At 35.9% G+C, this 26,315-nt stretch carries 31 protein-coding genes and 1 riboswitch; of the genes, 22 read left to right on the top strand and 9 right to left on the bottom strand.

Going from position 1 to position 26,315, the window contains the following annotated elements; translation table 11 throughout:
• Nucleotides 1–34 precede the first annotated feature (34 nt).
• The 5 genes from ACFWDE_RS04620 to ACFWDE_RS04600 all read left to right on the top strand — a co-directional run bounded on the left by ACFWDE_RS04620 (nucleotide 35) and on the right by ACFWDE_RS04600 (nucleotide 3,359).
• Nucleotides 35–694, top strand: a complete 660-nt coding sequence (locus tag ACFWDE_RS04620) for an amino acid ABC transporter permease (protein ID WP_105584570.1) — start codon at nucleotides 35–37, stop codon at nucleotides 692–694.
• Nucleotides 687–1,409: an amino acid ABC transporter ATP-binding protein gene (locus ACFWDE_RS04615; protein ID WP_002160561.1), complete on the top strand. Its 723-nt coding sequence runs from the start codon at nucleotides 687–689 to the stop codon at nucleotides 1,407–1,409. Before ACFWDE_RS04620 ends, ACFWDE_RS04615 begins: the two co-directional genes overlap by 8 nt.
• A 100-nt stretch (nucleotides 1,410–1,509) precedes the next feature.
• Nucleotides 1,510–2,478, top strand: a complete 969-nt coding sequence (locus ACFWDE_RS04610; protein WP_377890398.1) for an aromatic acid exporter family protein — start codon at nucleotides 1,510–1,512, stop codon at nucleotides 2,476–2,478.
• Nucleotides 2,479–2,494: 16 nt separating this feature from the next.
• The gene (locus tag ACFWDE_RS04605; RefSeq protein WP_219920071.1) at nucleotides 2,495–3,055 is read left to right on the top strand and encodes a L,D-transpeptidase; all 561 of its coding nucleotides are present in this window, start codon (nucleotides 2,495–2,497) and stop codon (nucleotides 3,053–3,055) included.
• 64 nt (nucleotides 3,056–3,119) lie between these two features.
• The gene (locus ACFWDE_RS04600; RefSeq protein WP_002088543.1) at nucleotides 3,120–3,359 is read left to right on the top strand and encodes a DUF3894 domain-containing protein; all 240 of its coding nucleotides are present in this window, start codon (nucleotides 3,120–3,122) and stop codon (nucleotides 3,357–3,359) included.
• Nucleotides 3,360–3,449: 90 nt separating this feature from the next.
• Here the strand turns inward: ACFWDE_RS04600 and prli42 are convergent, their stop codons facing one another.
• The gene (gene prli42, locus ACFWDE_RS04595; RefSeq protein WP_000549036.1) at nucleotides 3,450–3,542 is read right to left on the bottom strand and encodes a stressosome-associated protein Prli42; all 93 of its coding nucleotides are present in this window, start codon (nucleotides 3,540–3,542) and stop codon (nucleotides 3,450–3,452) included.
• Nucleotides 3,543–3,730: 188 nt separating this feature from the next.
• Here prli42 and ACFWDE_RS04590 point away from each other — a divergent pair, with 188 nt between their 5' ends.
• Both ACFWDE_RS04590 and ACFWDE_RS04585 read left to right on the top strand, forming a co-directional pair.
• On the top strand, nucleotides 3,731–4,276 hold the full coding sequence (locus tag ACFWDE_RS04590; RefSeq protein ID WP_377890395.1) for a GNAT family N-acetyltransferase: 546 nt from the start codon (nucleotides 3,731–3,733) through the stop codon (nucleotides 4,274–4,276).
• Nucleotides 4,277–4,403: 127 nt separating this feature from the next.
• Nucleotides 4,404–5,522, top strand: coding sequence for a tripeptidase T (locus ACFWDE_RS04585; protein ID WP_377890393.1), 1,119 nt, complete (start codon nucleotides 4,404–4,406; stop codon nucleotides 5,520–5,522).
• Between the two features lie 51 nt (nucleotides 5,523–5,573).
• Here ACFWDE_RS04585 and ACFWDE_RS04580 read toward each other — a convergent pair whose 3' ends face one another.
• Nucleotides 5,574–5,780: a hypothetical protein gene (locus ACFWDE_RS04580; protein ID WP_000809197.1), complete on the bottom strand. Its 207-nt coding sequence runs from the start codon at nucleotides 5,778–5,780 to the stop codon at nucleotides 5,574–5,576.
• A 142-nt stretch (nucleotides 5,781–5,922) separates the two neighbouring features.
• On the opposite strand from ACFWDE_RS04580, the gene ACFWDE_RS04575 reads away from it, so the two are divergent.
• Complete coding sequence (locus ACFWDE_RS04575; protein ID WP_377890391.1) at nucleotides 5,923–7,161, top strand: DNA polymerase IV; 1,239 nt, start codon at nucleotides 5,923–5,925, stop codon at nucleotides 7,159–7,161.
• A 290-nt stretch (nucleotides 7,162–7,451) separates the two neighbouring features.
• Here ACFWDE_RS04575 and ACFWDE_RS04570 read toward each other — a convergent pair whose 3' ends face one another.
• The 3 genes from ACFWDE_RS04570 to ACFWDE_RS04560 all read right to left on the bottom strand — a co-directional run bounded on the left by ACFWDE_RS04570 (nucleotide 7,452) and on the right by ACFWDE_RS04560 (nucleotide 11,867).
• Complete coding sequence (locus ACFWDE_RS04570) at nucleotides 7,452–8,153, bottom strand: MgtC/SapB family protein (RefSeq protein WP_033717706.1); 702 nt, start codon at nucleotides 8,151–8,153, stop codon at nucleotides 7,452–7,454.
• Between the two features lie 82 nt (nucleotides 8,154–8,235).
• Nucleotides 8,236–10,941: a magnesium-translocating P-type ATPase gene (gene mgtA / locus ACFWDE_RS04565; RefSeq protein ID WP_377890389.1), complete on the bottom strand. Its 2,706-nt coding sequence runs from the start codon at nucleotides 10,939–10,941 to the stop codon at nucleotides 8,236–8,238.
• Nucleotides 10,942–11,272: 331 nt separating this feature from the next.
• Nucleotides 11,273–11,440: riboswitch (M-box (ykoK) riboswitch) on the bottom strand.
• Nucleotides 11,441–11,615: 175 nt separating this feature from the next.
• Nucleotides 11,616–11,867: a DUF3932 family protein gene (locus tag ACFWDE_RS04560; protein WP_088292629.1), complete on the bottom strand. Its 252-nt coding sequence runs from the start codon at nucleotides 11,865–11,867 to the stop codon at nucleotides 11,616–11,618.
• Nucleotides 11,868–12,056: 189 nt separating this feature from the next.
• On the opposite strand from ACFWDE_RS04560, the gene rnz reads away from it, so the two are divergent.
• From rnz to sdaAA, 5 genes are all read left to right on the top strand, one after another.
• Complete coding sequence (gene rnz, locus ACFWDE_RS04555) at nucleotides 12,057–12,980, top strand: ribonuclease Z (RefSeq protein WP_016106118.1); 924 nt, start codon at nucleotides 12,057–12,059, stop codon at nucleotides 12,978–12,980.
• 376 nt (nucleotides 12,981–13,356) lie between these two features.
• Nucleotides 13,357–13,593, top strand: a complete 237-nt coding sequence (locus ACFWDE_RS04550) for a PTS sugar transporter subunit IIC (protein WP_377890460.1) — start codon at nucleotides 13,357–13,359, stop codon at nucleotides 13,591–13,593.
• Entirely contained in the window at nucleotides 13,590–13,736 is a 147-nt protein-coding gene (locus ACFWDE_RS04545) for a hypothetical protein (RefSeq protein WP_377890386.1), read from the top strand. Before ACFWDE_RS04550 ends, ACFWDE_RS04545 begins: the two co-directional genes overlap by 4 nt.
• Before the next feature lie 45 nt (nucleotides 13,737–13,781).
• A complete protein-coding gene (gene sdaAB / locus ACFWDE_RS04540; RefSeq protein ID WP_002145855.1) occupies nucleotides 13,782–14,441 on the top strand; it encodes an L-serine ammonia-lyase, iron-sulfur-dependent subunit beta in 660 nt (219 codons plus the stop codon).
• A gap of 18 nt (nucleotides 14,442–14,459) precedes the next feature.
• Entirely contained in the window at nucleotides 14,460–15,338 is an 879-nt protein-coding gene (gene sdaAA / locus ACFWDE_RS04535) for an L-serine ammonia-lyase, iron-sulfur-dependent, subunit alpha (RefSeq protein WP_002145856.1), read from the top strand.
• Nucleotides 15,339–15,394: 56 nt separating this feature from the next.
• Here sdaAA and proI read toward each other — a convergent pair whose 3' ends face one another.
• Nucleotides 15,395–16,234 (bottom strand): pyrroline-5-carboxylate reductase ProI, encoded by an 840-nt coding sequence (gene proI, locus ACFWDE_RS04530; RefSeq protein ID WP_070144788.1) that lies wholly within the window; start codon nucleotides 16,232–16,234, stop codon nucleotides 15,395–15,397.
• Nucleotides 16,235–16,400: 166 nt separating this feature from the next.
• On the opposite strand from proI, the gene ACFWDE_RS04525 reads away from it, so the two are divergent.
• A complete protein-coding gene (locus ACFWDE_RS04525) occupies nucleotides 16,401–17,354 on the top strand; it encodes an MBL fold metallo-hydrolase (RefSeq protein ID WP_377890383.1) in 954 nt (317 codons plus the stop codon).
• A 9-nt stretch (nucleotides 17,355–17,363) separates the two neighbouring features.
• A complete protein-coding gene (locus ACFWDE_RS04520) occupies nucleotides 17,364–18,158 on the top strand; it encodes an SDR family oxidoreductase (protein ID WP_377890381.1) in 795 nt (264 codons plus the stop codon).
• A gap of 30 nt (nucleotides 18,159–18,188) precedes the next feature.
• On the opposite strand, the gene ACFWDE_RS04515 is transcribed toward ACFWDE_RS04520, so the two are convergent.
• Complete coding sequence (locus ACFWDE_RS04515) at nucleotides 18,189–18,374, bottom strand: YqzH family protein (RefSeq protein ID WP_002145860.1); 186 nt, start codon at nucleotides 18,372–18,374, stop codon at nucleotides 18,189–18,191.
• 223 nt (nucleotides 18,375–18,597) lie between these two features.
• On the opposite strand from ACFWDE_RS04515, the gene argC reads away from it, so the two are divergent.
• From argC to ACFWDE_RS04480, 7 genes are all read left to right on the top strand, one after another.
• Nucleotides 18,598–19,635, top strand: coding sequence for an N-acetyl-gamma-glutamyl-phosphate reductase (gene argC, locus ACFWDE_RS04510; RefSeq protein WP_377890378.1), 1,038 nt, complete (start codon nucleotides 18,598–18,600; stop codon nucleotides 19,633–19,635).
• Nucleotides 19,636–19,645: 10 nt separating this feature from the next.
• Nucleotides 19,646–20,869, top strand: a complete 1,224-nt coding sequence (gene argJ, locus ACFWDE_RS04505) for a bifunctional glutamate N-acetyltransferase/amino-acid acetyltransferase ArgJ (RefSeq protein WP_377890376.1) — start codon at nucleotides 19,646–19,648, stop codon at nucleotides 20,867–20,869.
• Nucleotides 20,870–20,880: 11 nt separating this feature from the next.
• Nucleotides 20,881–21,648: an acetylglutamate kinase gene (gene argB, locus ACFWDE_RS04500; protein WP_377890374.1), complete on the top strand. Its 768-nt coding sequence runs from the start codon at nucleotides 20,881–20,883 to the stop codon at nucleotides 21,646–21,648.
• Complete coding sequence (locus tag ACFWDE_RS04495) at nucleotides 21,645–22,805, top strand: acetylornithine transaminase (protein WP_377890372.1); 1,161 nt, start codon at nucleotides 21,645–21,647, stop codon at nucleotides 22,803–22,805. The genes argB and ACFWDE_RS04495 overlap by 4 nt, the downstream gene beginning before the upstream one ends.
• A 12-nt stretch (nucleotides 22,806–22,817) precedes the next feature.
• A complete protein-coding gene (gene argF, locus ACFWDE_RS04490; protein ID WP_002111686.1) occupies nucleotides 22,818–23,768 on the top strand; it encodes an ornithine carbamoyltransferase in 951 nt (316 codons plus the stop codon).
• A gap of 148 nt (nucleotides 23,769–23,916) precedes the next feature.
• Nucleotides 23,917–24,468, top strand: a complete 552-nt coding sequence (locus ACFWDE_RS04485; RefSeq protein WP_002088510.1) for a DUF2062 domain-containing protein — start codon at nucleotides 23,917–23,919, stop codon at nucleotides 24,466–24,468.
• Between the two features lie 58 nt (nucleotides 24,469–24,526).
• Nucleotides 24,527–24,730 carry a hypothetical protein gene (locus tag ACFWDE_RS04480; RefSeq protein ID WP_002111683.1) on the top strand — a complete coding sequence of 68 codons (204 nt, stop codon included), beginning with the start codon at nucleotides 24,527–24,529 and terminating at the stop codon, nucleotides 24,728–24,730.
• Nucleotides 24,731–24,754: 24 nt separating this feature from the next.
• On the opposite strand, the gene ACFWDE_RS04475 is transcribed toward ACFWDE_RS04480, so the two are convergent.
• Together ACFWDE_RS04475 and ACFWDE_RS04470 are read right to left on the bottom strand one after the other, a co-directional pair.
• The gene (locus ACFWDE_RS04475) at nucleotides 24,755–25,201 is read right to left on the bottom strand and encodes a MarR family winged helix-turn-helix transcriptional regulator (protein WP_002111682.1); all 447 of its coding nucleotides are present in this window, start codon (nucleotides 25,199–25,201) and stop codon (nucleotides 24,755–24,757) included.
• A gap of 72 nt (nucleotides 25,202–25,273) precedes the next feature.
• A complete protein-coding gene (locus ACFWDE_RS04470) occupies nucleotides 25,274–26,053 on the bottom strand; it encodes a GDSL-type esterase/lipase family protein (RefSeq protein ID WP_377890368.1) in 780 nt (259 codons plus the stop codon).
• Nucleotides 26,054–26,315 lie beyond the last annotated feature (262 nt).

Here is a 26,315-nt window from a genome sequence, read left to right as displayed (position 1 = left end):
TGCCTTTCACTTTTCTGTGAGGGGAATGAAAAGGATGAATCTAGATTTTTCGGCAATTACGCCTTCAATACCATATATATTAAAGGGCTTAGAAGTTACATTGAAAATTGTAGCTGCATCAGCTGTGGTAGGATTTATTTTAGGTACGTTATTAGCACTGTGTAAAATTGCTAGAATACGAGTACTAAACATTGCAGCAGATATTTATACATCAATATTTCGTGGCACACCACTTGTATTGCAATTAATGATTATTTATTTCGGTGTTCCGCAAATGATGGATTATGAGATACCAGCCTTTTTAGCAGCTGTACTAGCATTTAGCTTAAATTCAGGTGCATATATGTCAGAAGTCATCCGTGCCGGCATCCAAGCGGTCGATAAAGGGCAAACAGAAGCAGCAATGGCTTTAGGTATTCCGTACAGTAAAATGATGAGAAATATTATTTTTCCTCAAGCTTTAAAAAATATATTACCAGCGCTTGTGAATGAGTTTGCGACACTTACGAAAGAGTCGGCTGTAGTAACTGTAATAGGAGCGACTGATTTAATGCGCCGCGCTTATATTGTAGGCGGTGAAACATTTAAATATCTTGAGCCATTACTGTTTGTTGGACTTATTTATTATATATTAGTAATTATTCTTACATTAGTCGGGAAGGCAATTGAAGGGAGAATGAAGAAAAGTGATTAAAATTGACAACCTTCATAAATCATTTGGAAAAAATGAAGTATTAAAAGGAATTACAACAACGATTGAAAAAGGAGAAGTTGTTGCAATTATCGGACCGTCTGGATCTGGAAAGTCAACGTTTTTACGCTGTATGAATGTACTAGAAGCACCGACAGCTGGTCACATTTGGATTGGAACGGAAGAAGTAACGAATCCGAAAACAAATATTATGCACGTTCGTGAAAATGTCGGAATGGTATTTCAACATTTTCACTTATTCCCTCATATGACTGTATTAGAAAATATTACGTATGCTCCTATCAATGTAAAAGGAGTGACGAAGCAAGAGGCTGAAAAAAAAGCTGAGAAACTTTTAGAAAAAGTAGGGTTATTAGATAAGAAAGATGCATATCCCAATCGTCTTTCAGGAGGACAAAAGCAACGTGTAGCAATTGCGAGGGCACTAGCGATGGAACCGGAAGTTATGTTATTTGATGAACCGACCTCTGCGCTAGATCCAGAAATGGTGAAAGAAGTGTTAGAAGTTATGAAATCATTAGTTACGACAGGAATGACAATGGCAATCGTTACACATGAAATGGGATTTGCAAAAGAAGTGGCAGATCGCGTTCTCTTTTTAGATGGTGGAAAGCTCGTAGAAGATAGTAATCCAGAAGAGTTTTTTACAGCACCAAAAAGTGACCGTGCAAAAGAATTTTTGCAAAAGATATTGTAATATGTGAAGGGTACGTGAATAATAGGTAGAAAAGGATGACATTGCGTCATCCTTTTTTTATACTATTTTTAAATACATTTATACATATAGGAGTAATGATATGTTTAAAATTGGATATAGAACAGTGAAAACAGCGCTTGGAACGGGTGCGGCAGTTTTTATTGCTCAGCTATTAGGATTAGAATTTTATAGTTCAGCTGGTATTTTAGTCATTTTATGCGTGCAAAATACGAAACGAAAATCCGTTCAAGTATCGTTGCACCGTTTTTTAGCTTGTGTACTATCGATGGTGTTTGCGTTTTGTATTTTTGAAACGATTGGTTATACACCACTTGCGATTAGCGTATTGCTGCTTACCTTTATTCCGACTGCAGTTATGTGCAAAATTCAAGAAGGGATTGTCACGAGTTCGGTTATCGTTATGCATCTGTATTCATTAAAGCAAATTACATGGTCTATAGTTGGTAATGAAATTGCTATATTAACGATTGGAATTAGTGTCGCTTTATTAGTAAACATGTACATGCCAAGCAGTGAGAATAAACTGAAAGAGTATCAAGGGAAAATAGAAGACCATTTCAGAACGATTTTGTTTGAAATGGTCGTTTATTTACGAAATCGAGATAGTAATTGGAGTGGGGCCGAATTAATTGAAACAGAAATGATGCTGAAAGAAGCAAAAGATTTATCATTTAAAAAACTTGAGAATGCATTTATGCGAGAAGATGACTATTACTATCGTTATTTTAATATGCGTATGCAACAATTTGAAATTTTGGAGCGAATGATACCATTAGCTGCATCACTATCTTGGACATATGAACAAGCTGATATGATTGCAGACGTAATTGAAAATATAGGGAATTCTATTCGTCCTGAAAGTACAGGGGTCATTTCGTTAAGACAACTTCAAGAAATGCGAGAAGTATTCAGAGAAATGCCTTTACCAGTCTCGCGAGAAGAATTTGAAATACGTGCAAAACTCGTTCAACTTGTTTATGAAATGGAGCAATATTTACTCATTAAAAGTCGTTTTAAGGGAAAGGATAATATAAAAGAACTTATTTAGAAGGTAGGAATTATGTATGCCGTATCTTCTTTCTTTATTATTATGTCTTTCGTTATCACCAATCTGGCCTCTTGGTGATAACCCACGTGCTGGAGATCCTTATATAATTGTAAATAAAGCAACGAATAAACTAGCTTACATTGATGATGGGAAGATCCAAAAGGTTTTTCCAGTAGCGACAGGGAAAACAAATGAATTAACCCCAGAAGGAACCTTTGACATTGTATTGAAGGCGAAGGATCCATATTATATTGCGAAGGATATTCCTGGGGGCTCTCCAAAAAATCCACTTGGATCGAGGTGGATGGGATTTAATGCAAGAGGAACGGATGGAAGTAAGTATGGGATACACGGGACAAACCAGCCTAGTTCAATTGGAAAATATATTTCGCAAGGATGCATAAGAATGAAGAAACACGATGTGGAATATTTGTTTGATCGTATTCCACTTGGAACGAAAGTATCGATTGTGAAATCGAAAAAAACATTTCAGCAATTGGCGAAGGAAAAAGGGGCCATAGTATTTGGAAAAGTCAACGAAACGGTTGGCTTTTTTCTTTTCTATAAGTTGTCTTGACATGTGTACATAACCATGCGTTAATGAGAATATATAAAGATAATTGAGTAAAGGGGTTGCTCATATGTATTTAAATCCAAAAATTTCTTACATGCAGTTTTGTGTTGGTTTTCTATTTGTTATTACATTCATATTGGCAACTTTTAACATATGCTCTTACGTTGTAGCGATTGTATTTATGGCATTACTCAATCTTACTTTTGTTATTGGGGCATTTCAGCAGAAACAATATACAAGTTTTGTAATAGCACTTGTAATGGCCTTTTCCTTTAGCATTGTAGCAATTGTAATATATATAAAATAAAATGTTCAATACAAGATAGACTATCTCGATTTCGAGATGGTCTATTTTGTATATGTAAGCAGTAAAAAAAGGACGAGTGAATCGTCCTTTTTACCAAAACATACTTGCGCCAGTAAGTAATGTTGTTACAAGCATAGAAATTAGCATTATATAAACCATAATTTTTTGAGCTTTTTTATGCATAGTTAAACCTCCTTGCAAATCAGTACAATTTCATTGTAACGAGAAATGAAATTATGGACAAGGGGAGAGAAAGGACAAAATTCGGGAAGGGGGTGCAAAATATTACAGGAAATTTGAGCATACGTAGAGAATATGTTAAAAGATAGATTATTAATTTTTTGTTATGCAAGCTGAAGAATGGAGATACAATGATGAAAATATACGAAACAAATCGTTTACATTTAAGGGAAATTGATGAGTCGTATACTGAAAAAGTTCTTCAATATTACGACAGAAATCGTGAATTTTTAAAAGCTTGGGAAGAGTATAGACCGGAGGATTTTTTCACATTAGATTATCAAAAGAAAAAGTTGCAAAAGGATAGAAAAGAGTTTGCAGAAGGTAAAATCATCAGGCTATGGATTTTTAAAAAGGGTGATGATACGAAAATAATTGGTTGTATATCATTTAATTTAATTGTTCGCGGAATTTATCAATCTTGTGTACTCGGTTATAAATTAGATAAGGAAGAATTGAATAAAGGTTACACAACAGAAGCGCTTAGAAAAGCAATTCAAGTTACATTTGAAGAATTTCATTTACATCGTATAGAAGCACCAGTTATGCCACGAAATTTAGCATCTATACAAGTAGTGACGAAGATAGGATTTCAATATGAAGGTGTATCTCGAAAAATGCTAATGGTAAATGGCATCTGGGAAGATCATATGCGCTGGGTATTGTTAAACGAGTAATAGAAGGCAGATGGGTATCTAGATGTGTTAACCATCTGTTTTTTGTCTTGTATTTCGAAACTTTTGCGAAATTCTGTTATAATTAATGTTGTTACATACATAATGGTAGTGCAGGAGGCGCAGTCTTATGATTAATCAAGAACGTTTAGTAAATGAATTTATGGAGTTAGTACAAGTAGATTCTGAAACAAAATTTGAAGCAGAAATTTGCAAAGTGTTAACAGAAAAATTTACTGCTTTAGGTGTAGAAGTATTTGAGGATGACACGATGGGTGTGACTGGTCATGGTGCAGGTAACTTAATTTGTACTTTACCAGCAACAAAAGACGGTGTTGATACAATTTATTTCACTTCTCATATGGATACAGTAGTTCCTGGTAATGGAATTAAGCCTTCTATTAAAGATGGATATATCGTATCAGATGGTACTACAATTTTAGGAGCCGATGACAAAGCAGGATTAGCATCTATGTTTGAAGCGATTCGTGTCTTAAAAGAGAAAAACATTCCTCATGGTAAAATTGAATTTATAATTACAGTTGGAGAAGAATCTGGTCTTATTGGTGCAAAAGCGTTAGACCGTGAGCGTATTACAGCAAAATATGGTTATGCATTAGATAGTGATGGAAAAGTTGGTGAAATTGTAGTTGCAGCGCCAACACAAGCGAAAGTGAATGCGATTATTCGCGGGAAAACAGCTCATGCTGGCGTAGCACCAGAAAAAGGTGTATCTGCAATTACTATCGCAGCAAAAGCAATCGCAAAGATGCCACTTGGTCGTATCGATTCTGAAACAACTGCAAATATTGGACGTTTTGAAGGTGGTACACAAACAAATATCGTTTGCGACCATGTTCAAATCTTTGCAGAAGCTCGTTCTTTAATAAATGAGAAAATGGAAGCACAAGTTGCAAAAATGAAAGAAGCATTTGAAACAACTGCAAAAGAACTGGGTGGTCATGCAGACGTTGAAGTAAACGTTATGTATCCAGGATTTAAGTTTGCTGCTGGCGATCACGTTGTAGAAGTTGCGAAACGTGCAGCTGAAAACATCGGTCGCACGCCTTCTCTTCACCAAAGTGGTGGCGGAAGTGATGCGAACGTAATCGCAGGACACGGTATCCCAACAGTTAATTTAGCAGTTGGTTATGAAGAAATTCATACAACAAATGAAAAAATTCCTGTTGAAGAATTAGCGAAAACAGCAGAATTAGTAGTAGCTATTATCGAAGAAGTAGCGAAGTAAGTAATAAAGTCAAAAAGACGTGTGAACCAATTATGGTTTACACGTCTTTTTTTATTTTGATTCAATTGCTTTCACAAGGCGGATAAGCCAATATAAGAAGACCCATGGAAGTACATAAGTTGTTGTAAAACGTATGAAATGAGAGAAGATTCCTAAAGCGTAAATGTTAATGTTAAAAAGGGGAAGTAACAAATAATTAATCGCAAGGATTACTATAATAATAATAAATACATAATTGAGTTTATTATGTTGTTTCATAACGATTCATCTCCTTTACAATAATATCCATTTGTTACGTACAGTATAGCAAAAAATAGATAGAGAAAAGCCAATAATTATTATAACTTGTAAATAAATTTGATATAATGAAGGAACAAATGTTCTTTAAGGGGTGAGTATTATGCGAGAAATGTATCCGAAAAATGGTCGTGTTATTTTACATGTAGATATGAATTGTTTTTTCGCATCTGTTGAAATTGCTCATGACCCATCATTACAAGGAAAGCCATTAGCGATTGCGGGGAATGAAAAAGAGAGAAAAGGAATTATCATAACATGTAGTTATGAGGCGAGAGAATATGGAATACGTACGACGATGCCTCTATGGGAAGCGAAGCGATTATGTCCGCAATTAGTTGTGAGGCACCCTAATTTTACATTATATCGAGAAGCTTCATTTCAAATGTTTCAAATTCTTTCCCGTTTTACAGAGAAAATACAACCGTTTTCTATAGATGAAGGGTATTTAGATATTACAGATTGCTATGCGCTCGGTTCGCCTCTTGAAATAGCGAAGATGATTCAACAAGCGTTAGTAACAGAGTTACAGCTTCCATGTAGCATTGGGATTGCCCCAAACCTTTTCCTAGCAAAGACTGCTTCAGATATGAAAAAACCTCTTGGTATTACAGTACTCCGAAAACGTGATATCCCAGAAATTATTTGGCCACGATCAGTTGCAGAGATGCATGGAATCGGAGAAAAAACAGCTGAAAAACTAAAAGACATTCATATACATACAATTGAACAGTTAGCAAAAGGAGACGAGCATATCATTCGCGCTAAAATTGGAAAGCATGGTGTTGATTTACAAAAACGTGCAAAAGGTATGGATGACAGGGAAGTTGACCCGAATCAAATGGGACAACATAAAAGCGTTGGAAATTCTATGACTTTCTCAAAGGATATGGACGAAGAAAAAGAATTACTTGATATGTTAGAAAGATTATCGAAATCAGTAAGCAAAAGGCTACAAAAACGAACTCTCGTTAGTTATAACATTCAAATTATGATTAAATACCATGATCGTCGCACAGTAACACGGAGTAAACAATTGAAAAATGCAATATGGGAAGAACGGGTTATTTTCCAAGCAGCATCACGTTTATGGAAGCAACACTGGGATGGTGATTCTGTTCGTTTGTTAGGTGTTACAGCTACTGAATTAGAGTGGAAGACAGAATCAGTGAAACAGTTAGATTTATTTTCATTTGAAGAAGATGCGAAAGAAGAGCCGTTACTCGCTGTTATTGATCAAATTAATGATAAGTACGGAACACCTCTTTTACAGCGAGGTAGTCAATTATTGCGTAAGCAAGAGAAGTCGTTTCAGCAAAAATTAGAAAATAAGTTTATGTAGAAGGTGTCATGAATGTAAAACCTTCTTTTTTTAGATGGAAGAGGGAATCCGGCCATGCGTAGAAGCGGTCAGATCCTTTTTCGGCCCCATGCCAAATTAAAACAAAAAAATCAAACGGGTATGGGTTGTTTTTGATTATCCATTTTGTGTATAAATTGAAGACAAAAAATGGATGTATGTAAAAGGTGTCATGAATATACCCCCTTTCTTTTTAGATAGAAAAGAGTATCCAGCCGTTGCTTAAAAGATGGAAACCAAAAAATGGATTTATATCATGACACTTTTTGTATTTAACCTGCCTCTAAATCTAATGAAGTTTTCCAGCCTGCAGCAGTAACACCAGATTCCAAAAGCATTCTACTTACTATTTTTTCAATTAAGACAGCCGCATTTGTCTTGCAATGTAATGTGGCTTGTATACATACTTTTTGATTAGAATCAACATCTTCACTATACAATTCTTTTAAACCGAGACCTTCAGAACTTACCATGTGCATGAGTAAAAAACGAATATGTGCTTCATTTTCTTCTGAACAAGTAAGAGAAAGGAAGTAATTTGTTTGTTCAGGTGATTCTTCTTTTGATTTATTGTTCATAAATAGAGCGATTGGGCGAAGGAGTATATTTGCTAGTAACACGCCGGTTGCGCCTAATATAGCTGCAACGAGGAAACCCGCACCTGTAAGAGTACCAACAGCAGCTGCACACCATAAAGTAGCCGCAGTATTTAGGCCTCTAATACTAAAACCATCGCGGATAATAACGCCGCCCCCTAAGAAGCCAATACCACTAACAACTTGAGCAGCGATGCGTGACGGACTAGCATCATGATCAAGCATGACGGATAATAAAACAAATATACAGGCACCAAGTGATACGAGAGCATTTGTCCGTAGACCAGCCATTCGGTGTCTCCATTGTCTTTCCATTCCGATACAAGCTCCTACAATAATTGCTATAAATAATCTTAATACAATGTCATACCATACCATCATAGTCACCTCCATACATTTAAGTAATGATTATGTTATGTTTTTAAAATAATGAGTGGAGAATACCCACTCATTATTATTTTTACAACCAGCTATGAAATTTTTTAATATAAAGTTTTTTCAGGAATTGTGTTAAGAAAGCATAACCTAATAATATTCCTATGAGCCACGGGAAGTAGCTTAGTGGTAATGCTTGTAAACCAATTGCTGCACCAAGTGGTGAGAATGGAATATAAATTCCGATTGCCATAATACAAGCGGTTAATAAAAGAACTGGTATTGATGCTGTACTTTGAATGAACGGAATCTTCTGTGTTCTGATCATATGAACAATTAATGTTTGAGTTAGTAGCCCAACGACAAACCAACCTGATTGGAATAGTGATTGTTCTCCAGGTGTATTTGCACCGAATACATTCCACATGACAACGAATGTGATAATATCGAATATAGAGCTAATTGGACCGATGCAAATAATGAAGTTACGCAAGTTTGCAGTATCCCATTTTCTAGGCTTCTCTAAAAATTCCTTATCCATTTTATCCCATGGAATTGAAAGCTGTGAAATATCATAAAGTAAGTTTTGAATTAACAGATGAATTGCAAGCATCGGTAAGAATGGAATGAAAGCACTTGCCACTAATACACTAAATACATTTCCGAAGTTAGAGCTAGCTGTCATTTTTATATATTTTAAAATATTGCCGAAAGTAGTGCGTCCTTCTAAAATACCTGCTTCTAATATAGTTAAACTTTTTTCAAGTAGAATAATATCGGAAGATTCTTTTGCAATGTCAGTAGCAGTATCAACAGATATTCCAACATCAGCATCACGTAGTGCAACGGCATCGTTAATACCATCCCCCATATAACCTACAGTATGACCATTACCTTGCAATACACGAATGATGCGGGACTTTTGCATTGGATTTAGTTTTGCGAACACTGTTGTTTCTTCTGCTAGTTTCGCTAATGCTTTATCTGGTAAAGAATCAATTTCGTAACCAAGGACAGGCTCACCTATATTTAATCCCACTTCTTTACAAACTTTTCTTGTAACAATTTCGTTATCGCCCGTTAAGATTTTCACTTGTACGCCGTGTTTATGCAATGCTTGAATTGCAGAAGCAGCAGATGGTTTAGGCGGATCTAAAAAGCCGATATATCCAGTAAGGATCATAGCGGATTCATCTTGTACTGCATAAGCTTTATGATAAGGTTTGTTATCTTTCTTGTATGCTACAGCAATGACACGCATTCCTTCACTGTTTAAAGTTTCGCTAAGATGTTTTACATTTGCTCTCATTTCTTCAGTAAGAGGGACAATTTGCCCATCCACTTCAGTGTAATTACAAATTGATAAAATTTCTTCTACGGCACCTTTACAAACCATTGTCTGTTCACCTGAAATATCTTTCACGATAACAGACATGCGACGACGAGCGAAATCGAATGGAATTTCATCTAGCTTTTGAAAAGTTGATGGATCAAACTTATGGTTTTCCTCTGTATGTTCAATGACAGCTTTATCTATTAAATTTTTCAATCCAGTTTGATAGAAGCTATTTAAATATGCAAATTGTAAGACGCGATTGCATTCATTTCCATTAGGATCTAAATGACGAACAAGGACGACTTTATCTTCTGTTAAAGTTCCAGTTTTATCCGTGCAAAGGATGTTCATAGCACCTAAGTTTTGAATTGAGTTTAGCTGTTTTACAATTACTTTTTCTTTAGACATGTTCACGGCACCTTTAGCTAAATTAGCAGTTACAATCATTGGTAACATTTCAGGTGTAAGACCAACTGCAACGGCAATAGCAAAGAAGAAAGCTTCTTGCCAATCTCCTTTTGTGAATCCATTAATGAGAAGGACAATGGGTGCCATAATAAGCATGAATGTGATTAAGAGCCAACTTACTTTGTTTACGCCTTTATCAAAGCTTGTTTCTGCACGTTTTCCGATAACCTTTTTTGCTAAAGAGCCGAAATACGTATCCGTACTAGTTGAAACAACAACAGCTTTTGCGCTACCGCTAACAATATTTGTACCCATAAAGCAAAGGTTTTCCATATCGAGCGGATTGTAATTTCTTTTCATGTTTTTCGGTAATATATGTTTATTTTCCGTATGGTAGCAGTTCTCGTATTTTTCTACAGGAAGTGCTTCCCCTGTTAAAGAAGATTGATTAACAAATAAATCTTTAGCGGATAAAATACGCACATCAGCTGGAACGATATCACCAGCTGAAAGTGAAATAATATCGCCAGGTACAAGTTCTTCAATTGGAATTTCCATTGTATGATTACGGTTTAAATTGGTTACGTTTTTTGTTTCGTGTACAAATCCATCTATTCTAAAGACACTCGCAGTTGTTCGAACCATAGCCTTTAACTTATCCGCCGCTTTCTGAGAGCGGAATTCTTGTAGAAAGCGAATCGTTGCACTTAGCAGTACCATTACAGATACGACAATTGTTCCTTGTATGTCATCTGTGAAAAAAGAGAGTGCTCCAAGAGCCAATAAAACAAAAATAAATGGATTTTTAAATGCCATCAGAAATTGAATATACCATGGCAATGTTTTATTATGAGCAATTTCGTTCGGACCATATAAAGAAAGTCTACGAGACGCTTCTTGTTTAGAGAGTCCATCTTGTGTTGTTTCTAAGAGTTTTAATGCAGAGTTTACATCCTGTGTTGCAACTTCCACTAATAATTCGTTATTTGCTTTCATGCTATCTTGATCGTAAGCATGCTTTGTTTCTTGTCTTTGTAAATTTAACATTGGTAGTTCCTCCTCTTTCATGAAGGAGGAAACAATCTGTTACTCGACTATTTAAAGTTGGGAGGAACAGCTTCTTTCCTACCTACATGGTGAAATATTAACGTAAAACATATGGGTATCTGGGCCGAATCATCACTTGCCACTGTTCCTCACCTCCGTACAATTAGTAGTTTCTGAATATGCTATGTTTGTTTCATAGTAAGGTGCATAAAGATATAAAAAAGACCTTTACTCAAAACGAGTAAAGGTCTGAATTCGTAGTCAAAAAGAGTCAACAACAAAGACTGTTATTAAACATAGATAAAAACAGTTTTTGTGTATGACAAAACATACGCACCTCTCCCTCGTTGAGTTTTAGCACTGTATAGCATAGGTACTGAAACCAGCTACGTTAAGAAAGGCCTTCATTCCGACCTTTCCTGTTGACCCATTGGCGTCTCTCGACATTTTTGGGCAGCAGCGTTTCTCTATACAGGAGCCTCACCTAACAGAGACCATATTCAATTACATGTTGAATGTTAGCACTGTAAAATCATAGTGTCAATATCTTTTTAATCTGTTTTTTTGAAAAATTAAATAGATTTATGATTGGTATATAGTATGAAATAAGATGTGAAAATTAAAAATTAATGAACATAAAAAAAAGCACTGATCACAGTGCTTTTTTTTATAGATTATGAGATTGTAGGGTTTTCAAAAATAACAATCTCTGAATTACTTGCTGTTGAAACGCGTTGTGCGTAATATGTTAAAGCCGAAGAAATATATGTTGGTAACGTCTCATTTGTATGCGATGTTGTATATTCATGAATTAATTCTTTTAAAGTCGTCCACTCTAGTTGTGCTGGGTGATCAGAAACGAAAGAACTTACCCAGCGATCAAATGAAGATGAAAAATCAGTTTGTAAACGAAATACTTCTTTCATAATAAAACGCTCCCTTTATATGTGATATAGTTATATTACTACAAAACACGAATGATTGTTAAGTTTTTTATTTTGAATGTTCGTGTTATATAGTTGTCTAGATGATTGGTTATGTAAATTCAATTTGCCATTTGAAATAACATTCCGTAAGATGAAAGATAGATTATATAAAGAGCTGGAGGAAAGAAAGTGGAATTTGTATTTTTAGGAACTGGTGCAGGTGTTCCTTCAAAAGGAAGGAACGTTTCAGCAATCGCCTTACAATTGCTAGAAGAACGAGGGCAAACATGGCTATTTGACTGTGGTGAAGCGACTCAGCATCAAATTTTACATACATCTGTACGCCCAAGACGCATTGAAAAAATATTTATTACCCATTTACATGGAGATCATATTTTTGGTCTGCCTGGTTTATTAGGGAGCCGTTCTTTTCAAGGAGGAACGACGCCGTTAACAGTGTACGGCCCAAAAGGAATTAAACAATTTATTGAAGTAGCATTATTAGTAAGTACGACACATGTTAAATATCCACTTGAAATCGTTGAGATTACGGAAGAAGGTATTGTGTTTGAGGATAATGAATTCTGTGTAGAAACAAAAAGGTTATCACACGGAATCGAATGTTTCGGATATCGGATTGTAGAGAAAGATATACAGGGAGCTCTTTTAGTGGATAAATTACTGGGAATGGGTGTGAAACCTGGTCCAGTTTTTAAACGCTTAAAAGATGGTGAAGTAGTTGAATTAGAGAATGGCACAGTGTTAAATGGAAAAGATTTTATCGGCCCGCCTCAAAAAGGCAGAGTTATTACAATTTTAGGCGATACACGATATTGCGAAGCGAGTAGAGAGCTTGCGCAAGATGCTGATGTACTTGTTCATGAAGCGACTTTTGCGGCAGAAGATGAACAGCAAGCACATGACTATTTCCATTCAACAACAGAACAAGCTGCGCGTATTGCATTAAATGCAAATGTAAAGCGATTAATATTGACACATATTAGTTCTCGTTATCAAGGAGATACATATAAGGAATTGCTGAAAGAAGCAAGAGAGTTATTTTCTAATACAGAAATCGCGATGGATTTGAAATCATTTCCAGTAGAAAAGTAATGTTCAAAAAAATGGTGACATATGTTTGCCATTTTTTTTATTTATAATAAAATTTTTTTTTACTAAAACTGTTATCATTTTATATTTATATTGGATAACACAGAAAGTTGTAATGGTTTAGAGATATAGGATAAAAATATATAATATCGATTATTTAGAAAAACTGTTATATAAGTAGGACGACATACAAGTGATACAAATAGGAAAAACGGATTTTTATTCAGAAATTTTAAAATTCAATAAAAGTAAGCGTTTCATAAAAAACAAGCTATAATGAGGGCACATTATAATTTATAGTAAGTTACAGCGTGCGTTTTAGCCATTTTTCGTAACAAACGAAATTGACTAAAAAGGGAGAGGGCATCATGGAGATTTAATTGGTATACCATTTTTAAAAGAGGTTGGACAATCAGCAGGTAGTCTAGGCGGGGTAGCCGGTGCAACTTTAGTTGCATTAGCAATGGGTGTATCACCTGTTTATGCTATGCTTGTAGGGGCTTCTGTGTTAAACTTTGGATTGCTACCAGGCTTTATTACTGGTTATCTTATATCATTTTTAGTAAAACAAATTGAAAAATGTGTACCAGAAGGATTAGATTTAATGATCCAATGAAAGTAACGTTATGTTTCTTATGTATTATGGTATCTGGTATTATTTCAGGATATATTGGTTCACTGCTATTCAAAAACTATCCAATTCGTACAGCGGAGCAAATTCGTGGTACGGCTGAAAAAGCAACAGATGTGGCAGCTTAATAGAATAGTAGAAAAAATTTTCATAGAGGTTTAGGGGGAGTTATGATGAAGTACCGCTCAGTGTTTGATATTATTGGTCCAGTTATGATTGGTCCATCAAGTTCACATACAGCAGGCGCGGCAAGAATGGGGCAAGTTGCTCGTCAGCTGTTTCGTCATGAGCCAGAGAGAGTTAGCATTTCATTATATGGTTCATTTGCAAAAACATACCGTGGTCACGGTACCGATGTAGCGCTAATCGGTGGAATACTAGGATTTGAAACAGATGATTTACGTATTCCAAGTGCGTTAGATATTGCAAAAGAACGCGGGATTGAAGTGGAATTTATTGAAGAAGATGCAAATGCTCCGCATCCAAATACAGCGAAAATTCGTCTGTATAAAGGTGAAGAGGAAATTGAAGTTGTTGCTTGCTCAATTGGTGGCGGTAAAATTGAAGTTGTAGAATTAAACGGATTCGATCTTCAATTAACAGGCACGAGTCCAGCACTACTTATTGTAAATAACGATCGCTTTGGTGCTATCGCAGCTGTAGCTTCAATCCTTGCTAAGCATGAGATTAACATTAGTACAATGAGTGTTTCTCGTAAAGAAAAAGGAAGAAGAGCGCTTATGGTCATTGAAACAGATGAATTATTAGCAGATGAAGTGATTGAAGAAATAAATGGACAACAAAATATTTGCCAAGTAACTATTATGGATTAATTGCAGGGGGGAAACACCATGTTTCGGAACGCAGCGGAACTAGTGGCGCAAGCTAAAGAGCAAAATGTAAAAATCGCAGAAATTATGATTCAATGTGAAATGGATACAAGACGTATTTCACGTGAAGAAGTAATTGCTGGTATGGAAAAGAACTTAGTCGTGATGGAACAAGCAGTAGAACGTGGTATTCGTGGTGTAAAATCACCGACGGGTTTAACTGGCGGAGATGCTGTGAAAGTTCGAGAGTATATGAAGAGCGGAAAAGGCTTATCTGGGGATACAATTTTGGACGCAGTGAGTAAAGCGGTTGCGACAAATGAAGTAAACGCAGCGATGGGAATCATTTGTGCAACACCAACAGCAGGTTCTGCTGGAACAGTGCCAGGTGTACTGTTTGCACTTAAAGAAAAATTACAGCCTACACGTGAAGAAATGATTGAATTTTTATTTACAGCAGGAGCTTTCGGTATGGTTGTTGCGAATAATGCTTGTATTTCCGGCGCTGCAGGAGGTTGCCAAGCTGAAGTAGGTTCAGCAAGTGGAATGGCAGCGGCAGCAGCAGTTGAGATGGCTGGTGGAACACAAGATCAAGCAGCTACAGCGATGGCGATTTCATTAAAGAATATGCTTGGTTTAGTATGTGATCCTGTTGCAGGGCTTGTAGAAGTACCTTGTGTAAAACGTAATGCAGCAGGAGCTGCGAATGCCATGATTTCAGCTGATTTATCATTAGCTGGTGTAACTAGTACAATTCCATGTGATGAAGTCATTGAGGCGATGTTTAGAATTGGACAAACGATGCCAGTAGCACTTCGTGAAACAGCAGAAGGTGGACTTGCGGCAACACCAACAGGTCGTCGTCTGCAAGAAGAGATTTTTGGTAAGAGTAATAACTAAAAGCATATCATATGATTAAAGTAAAAACGGAGCTCAAATAAAGTTGAGCTCCGTTTTTATTTTTCTTTTGCTATTTTTTCTAATGTTTTTCCAAGATCGTGTGATCGTTTCGTTGCTTGTGTAATACATGAGATTAATGCTTGTTGAAAATTATGCTCCTGTAATACTTCAATACCTGCTTCAGTTGTTCCACCAGGAGAAGTAATTTCTTTTCGCAAAATAGAAGGGTGTTTTTCGCTTGCTTTTAGCATTTCAGCAGCACCAATCATCGTCTGAAGAATAAGAGATTTTGCAACATCTTCTTTTAAACCAATTTTTTTTGCTGCCTCTTCCATTGCCTCTACCAGGTAATAAATATAAGCTGGTCCACTTCCGGATAATGCAGTTACAGCATGCATATCTTCTTCTTCTACAACAGAGACGAGACCAATCGTTTCGAATAACGATGTTGCAATGCGAATATGTTCCTCCGTTGTGTGTTCTGAAGGTGAGATAGCGGTGGCGGATTTTAAAATGGCTGCAGATGTATTTGGCATTGCACGAATAATCGGAACGTCTTTTTGAAGTAGGTTTCTAATTGAATGAGTAGAAACACCTGCTAATAACGAAATAATAAGCAAGTCATTATTTATGTATTCTTTAAGAGGAATAATCGCTTCTGCGACATCTTTTGGCTTCATAGCTAGAAAAAGAATATTTGCATCAGCAAGTAATTCCTTTTTATTATGTGTACCTTTGACACCGTATTTTTTATGTAACTCCTGTAATCTTGTCTCGTTAGAACGATTACTTACAGTGACATGTTCTCCCTTAACAACATTTGCGTTTAATAAACCACCAATAATCGCTTCGGCAATAGAGCCTGCACCGAGAAAGGAAATGTTTTGCATAGACATGATGTGCCTCCTTTAAATTTGGTTAGAAATACTTATAAATGTACATACATTCGTTTTTTAATGGAAAACACCTCTTTTTATCTGAAAATAATGACAAATTTATAGGGAAGTTGTAAACTGAAGAGGTATTCATTTTTGAACCGGAAAAAGACAGGGGGGGCTAAGCATGACGGCGATTCATCGAATGGAGATTCCTGTTCCATTTGCAGTTGAGACAGTGAATGTGTTTTTAGTTGAGGGAGAAACATTAACGTTAATTGATACAGGGACAAATACAGAAGAAGCAAAGAAGGCATTAGAAAGTCAATTAGGTGCATTAGGGTATAAGATAGAAGATATTGAAACGGTAGTGATTACGCATCACCATGCGGATCATTGCGGACTTTTAAATACATTTTCTGAAAAAGTAAAGATTATCGGACATCCTTGGAATGAACCGTGGATTACACAGAATGCTGAATTTTTAAAGAGGTATCATGAATTTTTTAAAGAGACAGCCTTGCAGTTCGGCGTTCCAGCAGTATTTCTGAATGATGAGGCGTTATTGACGACGAAGACACTTAAATATTCTTGTAATAGATCGTTAACACATACCGTGAGAGAGGGAGATCGTATAGATTCGTTACCTGGATTTACAGTGATTGAAACCCCGGGTCATGCTTCCACTCATATTTCATTATATAGAGAATCTGATGGAATATTAATTGGTGGGGATGCTCTCATTAGTCATATTTCTTCAAATCCAATATTAGAACCACCATATGAAGGGCAAACAGAAAGAGCGCGTCCTTTATTGCAGTACAATCAAACGTTAAAACGTTTAAGTGAAATGAATATTTCACGTATTTTATCAGGGCATGGGGAAGATGTTCTGAATGTGAAACAACTTATTGAAACAAGGTTACAAAAGCAAGAGATACGTGCTTTTAAAGTACTTGAACTATTAAAGGAAAAGCCAATGACAGCATTTGAAGTATGTGTAAAACTATTTCCGGTCTTATATAAAGAGCAATTGCCACTTACTATCTCAGAAACTGTTGGACAATTAGATTTTTTAGCATATAATCAACAAGTGATGATTGATGAATCCTCACAACAATTGATTTATTATGCAAAGTAGGTGACAGCAATGACGGGACGTTTACGAGAAAAAGTAATCGTCATTACAGGTGCTTCTAGTGGAATTGGAGAGCAAGTTGCAATGCAGGTTGCAGAGCAAGGGGCGACGCCCGTATTAATGGCTCGAACGGAAGAGAAGCTACAAGCATTAGCAGACAAAATTAAAGTAACTTATAATACGCCTTGCTATTACTATGTATTAGATGTAAGTGAAGAAACGAAAGTACAATCTGTTTTTTCAAAGGTATTACAAGAAGTAGGACGTATTGATATATTGGTAAATAATGCTGGGTTTGGTATTTTTAAAACGTTTGAAGATGCTTCAATGGATGAAGTAAAGGATATGTTTCAAGTAAATGTATTTGGATTAGTAGCTTGTACGAAAGCTGTATTACCTTATATGGTAAAAAGGAACGAAGGACAAATTATTAATATTGCTTCATTGGCTGGAAAAATTGCAACTCCGAAGTCGAGTGCTTATGCAGCAACAAAACACGCTGTATTAGGATTTACGAATAGCTTGCGTATGGAGTTATCTAACAAAAATGTGTATGTAACAGCAATTAACCCAGGACCGATAGATACGAACTTTTTTGAAATAGCCGATCAATCAGGTACATATGTGAAAAATATGGGACGTTACATGTTAAAACCAACATATGTAGCAGAACAAATCGTAAAGGCGATGCAAACGAAAAAACGTGAAGTAAACTTGCCAAAGTGGATGGGAATGGGGCCAAAGCTCTACGCATTATTCCCAGGTTTATTTGAACGTGTTGCAGGCAAATCATTAAGTAAAAAATAGGAGATTTCCATATGGAAATCTCCTATTTTTTTATTTTCCAGTCACATAATCGTAAACGATATCCTCAACTGCCTCGTATACATCAATTTCAGTATTTGAATGAATTATCGTTTGAATATGTTTAATTAGCATTTCCTGATCCTCTTTTGAAACAGGATTACATTGATATTGCCGAAAACTTTTTGTAATCATTTTCTCAATTAATTTTTCATTCATGTTTTTCCCCGCCTGTATGTATACATGTATTGTTTTATTGTACTTGAAGTGAAATGAAAATACTATTATACATTGTTTTTGTATAAAAATTAGATCGTATATATTGTTTTCTTAGTAAAATTAAGTTTTTTAAGTTTTAAAAATTTATAAATATTTAATTGACTCTATAAATATACAATATTATAATCATACTTAATTTAAAGAATCGATAGAGGAGGAGCATATGAAAGTCGCGATTATTGGAGCAACTGGGTATGGAGGTATTGAGTTAATTCGGTTATTAGAGCAACATCCATATTTTTCGATAGCATCTCTCCATTCTTTTTCGCAAGTTGGCGAGTGTATAACAAATGTATATCCGCATTTTCAAAATGTTCTTGTCCATACGTTACAAGAAATTGATGCAGAGGAAATAGAGAAGAAAGCAGAAATTGTATTTTTAGCAACCCCAGCAGGAGTGTCGGCAGAGTTAACTCCAAAATTATTAGCAGTAGGTTTAAAAGTAATTGATTTATCTGGAGACTTTCGCATGAAAGATCCTTCGACATATGAACAGTGGTATAAAAGGGCAGCTGCAAAAGAAGAAGTTCTTAGGAAAGCGGTATATGGATTAAGTGAATGGAAAAGGTCCGAGATTCAAAATGCAAATTTAATTGCAAACCCAGGATGTTTTGCTACAGCTGCATTATTAGCGATATTGCCGTTAGTACGTAGCGGCATGATTGAAGAAGATTCAATTATTATTGATGCCAAATCAGGAGTATCTGGAGCGGGCAAAACGCCAACAACAATGACTCATTTTCCTGAGCTATACGATAACTTGCACATTTATAAAGTAAATGAGCATCAACACGTTCCTGAGATTGAGCAAATGCTTGCAGAGGGGAATAGGGAAACGAATCCAATCACGTTTAGTACACATTTAATACCGATATCACGGGGGATTATGGTTACACTTTATGCGAAAGTGAAACGAGAAATGAAGATAGCACAACTTCAAAAATTATATGAAGAAACGTATGAGCAATCGGCTTTTATTCGAATTCGCACGCAAGGAGAGTTTCCAAGTCCAAAAGAAGTGAGGGGCTCAAATTATTGTGATATTGGGATGGCTTACGATGAAAGAACAGAAAGAATTACAGTAGTTTCTGTGATAGACAATATGATGAAAGGCGCAGCAGGGCAAGCAGTTCAAAATGCAAATTTATTAGCGGGACTAGAAGAGACAACGGGTTTACAGCATATGCCGCTTTATCCATAAGGGGGAAATTATGATTAAAACATCGTCTATTACAAAATTAGCAAATGGTTCAATTGTTACGCCGAAAGGCTTTTCGGCAATCGGTACTGCAAATGGTCTGAAAAAGGTGAAAAAGGATGTGGGTGCAATCGTTTGTGAGGTGCCAGCATCATGTGCCGCTGTGTATACAACAAATCAAATACAAGCAGCGCCGTTGCAAGTAACGAAGGATAGCATAGCAGCAGAAGGGAAATTACAAGCAATTGTTGTAAATAGCGGAAATGCAAATGCTTGTACGGGCATGAAAGGATTGCAAGATGCTTATGAGATGCGAACATTAGGAGCGGAACACTTTGGAGTAAAAGAAAAGTACGTCGCAGTCGCTTCAACAGGTGTAATTGGAGTACCTTTACCGATGGATATCATTCGAAAGGGAATAGAATCTCTTGTGCCAACAAAGGAAGTAAGTGAAGCTCATTCTTTTTGTGAAGCAATTTTAACGACAGACCTTATAACGAAAGAAACTTGCTATGAGATGATAATTGATGGGGAAGCAGTGAGCATTGCTGGGGTCGCAAAAGGTTCAGGGATGATCCACCCGAATATGGCAACGATGCTTAGTTTTATTACAACAGACGCAAATATAGAGCATGAAGTATTGCAAACAGTATTATCACAAATTACGAATCATACGTTTAATCAAATTACGGTGGACGGAGATACTTCTACAAATGATATGGTCATCGTTATGGCAAGTGGATTATCAGAAACGAAAACGATGAATATGGAACATAAGGACTGGGAAACTTTCGTATTTTCTTTACAAAAGGTATGTGAAGATTTAGCGAAAAAAATTGCACAAGATGGTGAAGGTGCTACGAAGTTAATAGAAGTAAATGTGCAAGGCGCTAAAACAAATGAAGAAGCAAAGAAAATTGCAAAACAAATAGTTGGTTCAAGTCTTGTGAAAACAGCGATATATGGTGAGGATCCAAATTGGGGACGGATTATTAGTAGTATTGGACAGAGTGAAGTAACTATTAACCCAAATACAATTGATATAACTCTTCAATCTATCGCCGTATTAAAAAATAGTGAGCCTCAAATGTTTTCTGAAGAGGAAATGACAAAGAAATTACAAGAACATGAAATAAAAATTGATGTGTGTTTACATTTAGGAGATGAAACGGGATCAGCTTGGGGCTGCGACTTAAGTTATGAATATGTGAAAATAAATGCTTGTTATCGTACATAAGGAGAGAGAAGATGAGTGATTATATTGTAGTTAAATGTGGCGGTAGCATGTTGAATCGATTAAATAGTGTGTTTTTTGATTGCATAAAGAAATTGCAAAATAAGTATAAGGTTGTTATTGTCCATGGCGGTGGCCCAGAAATTGATGCCAAGTTAGAAGACGCTAATATCAAGATAGAAAAGAAAGATGGATTACGAGTAACGCCGAAAGAGGTTATGGATGTTGTTCAAATGGTGCTATGCGGAAGTACGAATAAAAAAATCGTAATGAATTTACAAAAACATAATTTACTTGCGGTGGGGCTTTCAGGATGTGACGGTAATTTACTTCAAGTTCAACCTGTTGGTGAAGAGATAGGATATGTAGGAGAAGTAAGTTATGTAGAAACAGCCTTATTAAAAGGATTGATAGATATGAATTATATTCCTGTGATTGCTCCAATCGGGATAAATGGTAATGAAGTTTATAACATTAATGCTGATACCGCAGCAGCTGGGATTGCGGCCGCACTATCCGCAAAAGAGCTCATTTTTATTACGGATGTAGATGGGATATTACATGAAGGAAAATTGGTTAAGAAAACGGATGAATCTGAAATTGTTACTTTTATAGAAAAAGGAGTTATTACAGGTGGGATGATTCCGAAAGTACAGGCGGCACTGACATCATTAAAAATGGGAGTGCAAAAGGTAAGTGTCGTGAATGGTGCAAAAGACTTTGCTGAAGTTACCGGAGAGTGTATTGGAACGACGGTAACGAAAGGAGTGAGTATCGTATGACAAGTCATCTTTTTCAAACATATGGGAGAAGAACTATTGAGTTTGTAAAGGGCAATGGGGCGAAAGTTATTGATAAAAATGGTGAGCAATATTTAGATTTCACTTCTGGTATTGGAGTATGTAACTTAGGACATTGTCATCCTACGGTTGTAAAGGCAGTAGAAAAGCAACTTGGAAACATATGGCATATATCTAACTTGTTTACGAACTCCTTACAAGAAGAGGTCGCATCGTTATTAACAGAAAATACAGCATTAGATTATGTGTTTTTTTGTAATAGCGGGGCGGAGGCAAATGAAGCGGCTTTAAAGTTAGCACGTAAGCATACTGGGAAATCTCTCGTAGTAACATGTGAGCAATCTTTCCACGGCAGAACATTTGGAACGATGAGCGCAACGGGGCAAGGTAAAGTGAAAGAAGGATTTGGTCCATTACTTCCGTCTTTTTTACATACACCATTTAACGATATACAAGCATTAGAGGAAGTAATGAATGAAGAAGTTGCGGCGGTAATGGTAGAAGTTGTTCAAGGAGAAGGAGGAGTAATATTAGCTGATCCATCCTTTTTGAAGGAAATTGAAAAACTATGTAATGAGTACAATGCTCTTTTTATTATAGATGAAGTACAAACTGGAATAGGCAGGGCAGGAACACTATTCGCTTATGAGCAAATGGGAATAGGTCCTGATATCGTTACCATCGCAAAGGCGCTTGGGAATGGTATTCCAGTTGGAGCGATGATTGGCCGGAAAGAACTAGGTTCTTCTTTTACTACAGGGTCACACGGTTCAACTTTCGGCGGGAATTATATTGCCATGACTGCAGCGAAAGAAGTATTGCAGTTCATTAAGGAACCAGCGTTTTTTGAAGAGGTACAGGAAAAGGGCGAGTATGCATTAAAGAAATTGCAAGAAGAACTGCTTCATGTCGAATGTATTCAAGACATTCGTGGTAAGGGACTTATGATAGGAATCGAATGTAAGCATGAGGTTGCAAATTTCATAGAACAACTAGAAAAAGCAGGACTTCTCGTATTACAAGCAGGGCCTAATGTTATAAGACTATTACCACCACTTATTGTAACGAATGAAGAGCTAGAACAGGCAGTATATATGATAAAAGAAGTGGTTTGTACAAAAAATGTATCAATAATATAAGGGGGAAATTTCATGTCAACTGTACAAGTACCGAAATTAAATACGAAAGATCTTTTAACGTTAGAAGAATTGACGCAAGAAGAAATCATTTCTTTAATTGAGTTCGCTATATATTTAAAAAAGAACAAGCAGGAGCCTTTATTACAAGGGAAAATATTAGGTCTCATTTTTGATAAACATTCAACTCGTACTCGCGTTTCTTTTGAAGCAGGGATGGTACAGCTCGGAGGACATGGAATGTTTTTAAGTGGAAAAGAGATGCAAATTGGCAGAGGAGAAACGGTTTCAGATACTGCGAAAGTACTATCTCATTATATTGATGGAATTATGATACGTACATTCTCGCATGCAGATGTAGAAGAGCTTGCAAAAGAGTCCAGTATCCCAGTTATTAACGGTTTAACTGATGATCATCACCCTTGCCAAGCATTGGCAGATTTAATGACGATATATGAAGAAGTTCATACGTTTAAAGGAATTAAATTAGCTTACGTAGGTGATGGAAATAATGTATGTCATTCACTATTGCTAGCAAGTGCAAAAGTCGGAATGAATATGACTGTTGCGACTCCCATAGGGTATGAACCGAATGAAGAAATTGTTAAAAAAGCGTTAGCGATTGCAGATGAAACAGGGGCTGAAATTGAGATTTTGCATAATCCTGAATTAGCGGTAAGTGGAGCGGATTTTATTTATACTGACGTTTGGATGAGTATGGGCCAAGAAGGAGAAGCAGAGAAATATACTTTATTCCAGCCTTTCCAAGTAAATAAAGAGCTTGTTATACATGCAAAGCAAACATATCGTTTCCTGCACTGTTTGCCTGCTCATCGTGAAGAAGAAGTAACTGGAGAGATTATAGATGGGCCACAGTCTATCGTTTTTGAGCAAGCTGGTAATCGACTGCACGCGCAAAAAGCGTTATTGGTGAGTTTGTTTAAAAATATAGAGGAGCCTTCCTAAAAGGGAGGTTTTTTTATGTTGAAATGTCTGATGTATATTTAGTTAATTATCTCTATATCATTTATAATAAAAAGAGAAAACTAATTTTATTTTTCATATCATGTAAGGACATACTAGATAAAAAAATATAGTTAAAGAGATGATGAATTTGAAAACAACTAAGAAAACATATTCGTTTTTTCAGCGAATGTGGAGAATATTAAAGTTTCAATATTTTAAGTTGCTTCGATCGCCAGAAGGAGCAAAGAAAGTGTCGTTAGGTTTTGCTATTGGATTTGGTTTAGAAATGTTGGTGATTTATACGGCATCGCTCGTATATTTAATATTTTATCCAATTGTCAGGTTAGCAAAGGGATCTTTTCCAGCCGCAGTCATTGGTAATATTATTGGGAAAATATCGTTTCTCCCAGTATTTTTATTTCCGTTTGCTTATGCATTAGGGAAAATGATTTATCCATTTCATGTACAGAAAATACATCATGAACCATTTACGATATCAGATTTGTTTTCGAGCCATATTTTTACGATGTTAAAGAGCTTATTACAGAGTGAAGTATATGTATTAATTGGTATGACGATAATAGGAATTGTGTTTGGGGTAATTTCATATTTCGTAGTGCATTATTTATATGAAAAGAATCGTAAGTTACGTTTGAAGAAAAGAAAGAAACAAGTGAGAGAACCACTTGTACAAATATAAAGAATGTCACATTCATTTTCTCCTTTGAATATGTTTAAGAAAAAGGGGGAGAGAATGAATGTATTATTATTACGTACCTCAAGTATATCCGTATACAAATTATTATGCTGTAAATGATATGAGGCAGCAATTCGGAGTGTATCCACAGCAACAAATACAGCAAATACAACAGCCTCAGCAGCAACCTGTTCAAGAACAAAAGCCGTATTTAATGACATGGCCATATTCAAATGTATACTATGGTAATTATTACGAATCATAAAGCTGCTTCTATTTAGAAGCAGCTTTATGCGTTTGTTTTCAAAATTAAATTTTGAATGGTTTTAAGAGAATGAATGAGCTTTTCACGCTCTTCCTCAGATAATGTTTGAAAATTTTCTTTTAGTTTGTCTAAAATGAATTGCTGATACTGATTTACTAGCAATTTCCCTTCAGTTGTTAGGGAAATTAAAATGACCCGTCGATCTTTTTCGCTATAATGACGCTCTATTAGTTCTTCTTGAATAAGTTTGTTTAATAGAGGGGTCATGTTAGGCCGTGAAATCGCTAGCCGCTTGCCAATTTCTGAAACTGCTAATGTACCATTTTCATGCAAAAGCAGTAACACTTGCGTATGTGATGGCGGCATATGTCTTTGAGAAGAAAACTCTCCAGGAAGCATAAATTTGCGATAAAAAAGAGGCACTAGCGAAAGAAGATGATCAACAATACGTTCCCACTCGCGTGATTCCATATAACGGCCCCCTTCCACTATCATTGTAACAAAAAAGACAAGGTATAAAAATAGAATTGTTTCATGGAAGCCTTAATATTTGTAGGATAACACTTGCTTTGTAAATGTATTGGCAATAATCGCATAACCGTTATCATTTGGGTGTACTTGGTCAAATAGTAACTCTTTTTTATCATTCGATATTAATTTGCGAATTGGTAAAACGATCGACGGTTGATGTGCTTTTGAAATAGAATAAATAGAATCATTCCAACCGTCTAAAAACATATCTGCATAACTTGCGATGGAGTCCTCTAGTTGTAAAGGGTTATAGAGTTCAGAGAGAATGAGTAAAGCATTCGGATTTTGATCTCGAACGGTCTTTACAATATTTTTTACATCCGTTTCAAAACGGGCTTTTTCTTTATTTAACATTTTAATACCATCTATAACACCTACATCACGATTTAAGCGGAATAAATTATTTCCTCCAATACTAATAGTAATGATATTTGCTGCCCTAATTTTTTGTTGAACATCTTCTGATTGAACTTTTTTTGCGAGACGATCTGTAGTAAGACCGTTTATCCCAAGGTTTTCTACTGTAATTGGTTTATGAATTTGTGTTTCTATTTGTCTAGAAGCTAATTCGGCAAATCCCCCTTGTGTAGATCCATATCCTTTTGCAAGTGAATCACCTAATACGAGGTGATAAAAAGAGTCATTCGTTTGCTTATAAATCCAACTCGGAGCAGATGTTTTTTCTGCTTTTCCTTCAGTTTCTTTTTGTTCTATCTCATCGTTCTTTTCAAAATTAGAACAAGAAATGATTAGAAGGAGGAGACAAACAATTGTTAAGATGACTTTTTTCATAAATTCATCCTCCTTGTAATTGGTAATTGTATCATATTCAGCAGTATTAGCAATGTAAGGGCATATTATATGTTTATGAAAAGTTTATAATAACTTTACAGAAAATTTGTTGAAGTTTGTCAAAAAATATTGACGATATGAAAGAACTTTATATATGATAATGTCAGATAAGGTGAAATTCTGCTTAGTGGGAGCTTTATTTCCCGTTAATTGTTAGTTTTCATCAATCGGGCGTTTAAGGGGACTACTCGTTAGCGCAGGA

The organism is Bacillus sp. NPDC060175, assembly GCF_042728695.1.
GTDB lineage: Bacteria > Bacillota > Bacilli > Bacillales > Bacillaceae_G > Bacillus_A.
Note: the sequence above shows the minus strand (reverse complement) of the source record. Positions and strands in the feature narration are given on the sequence as shown.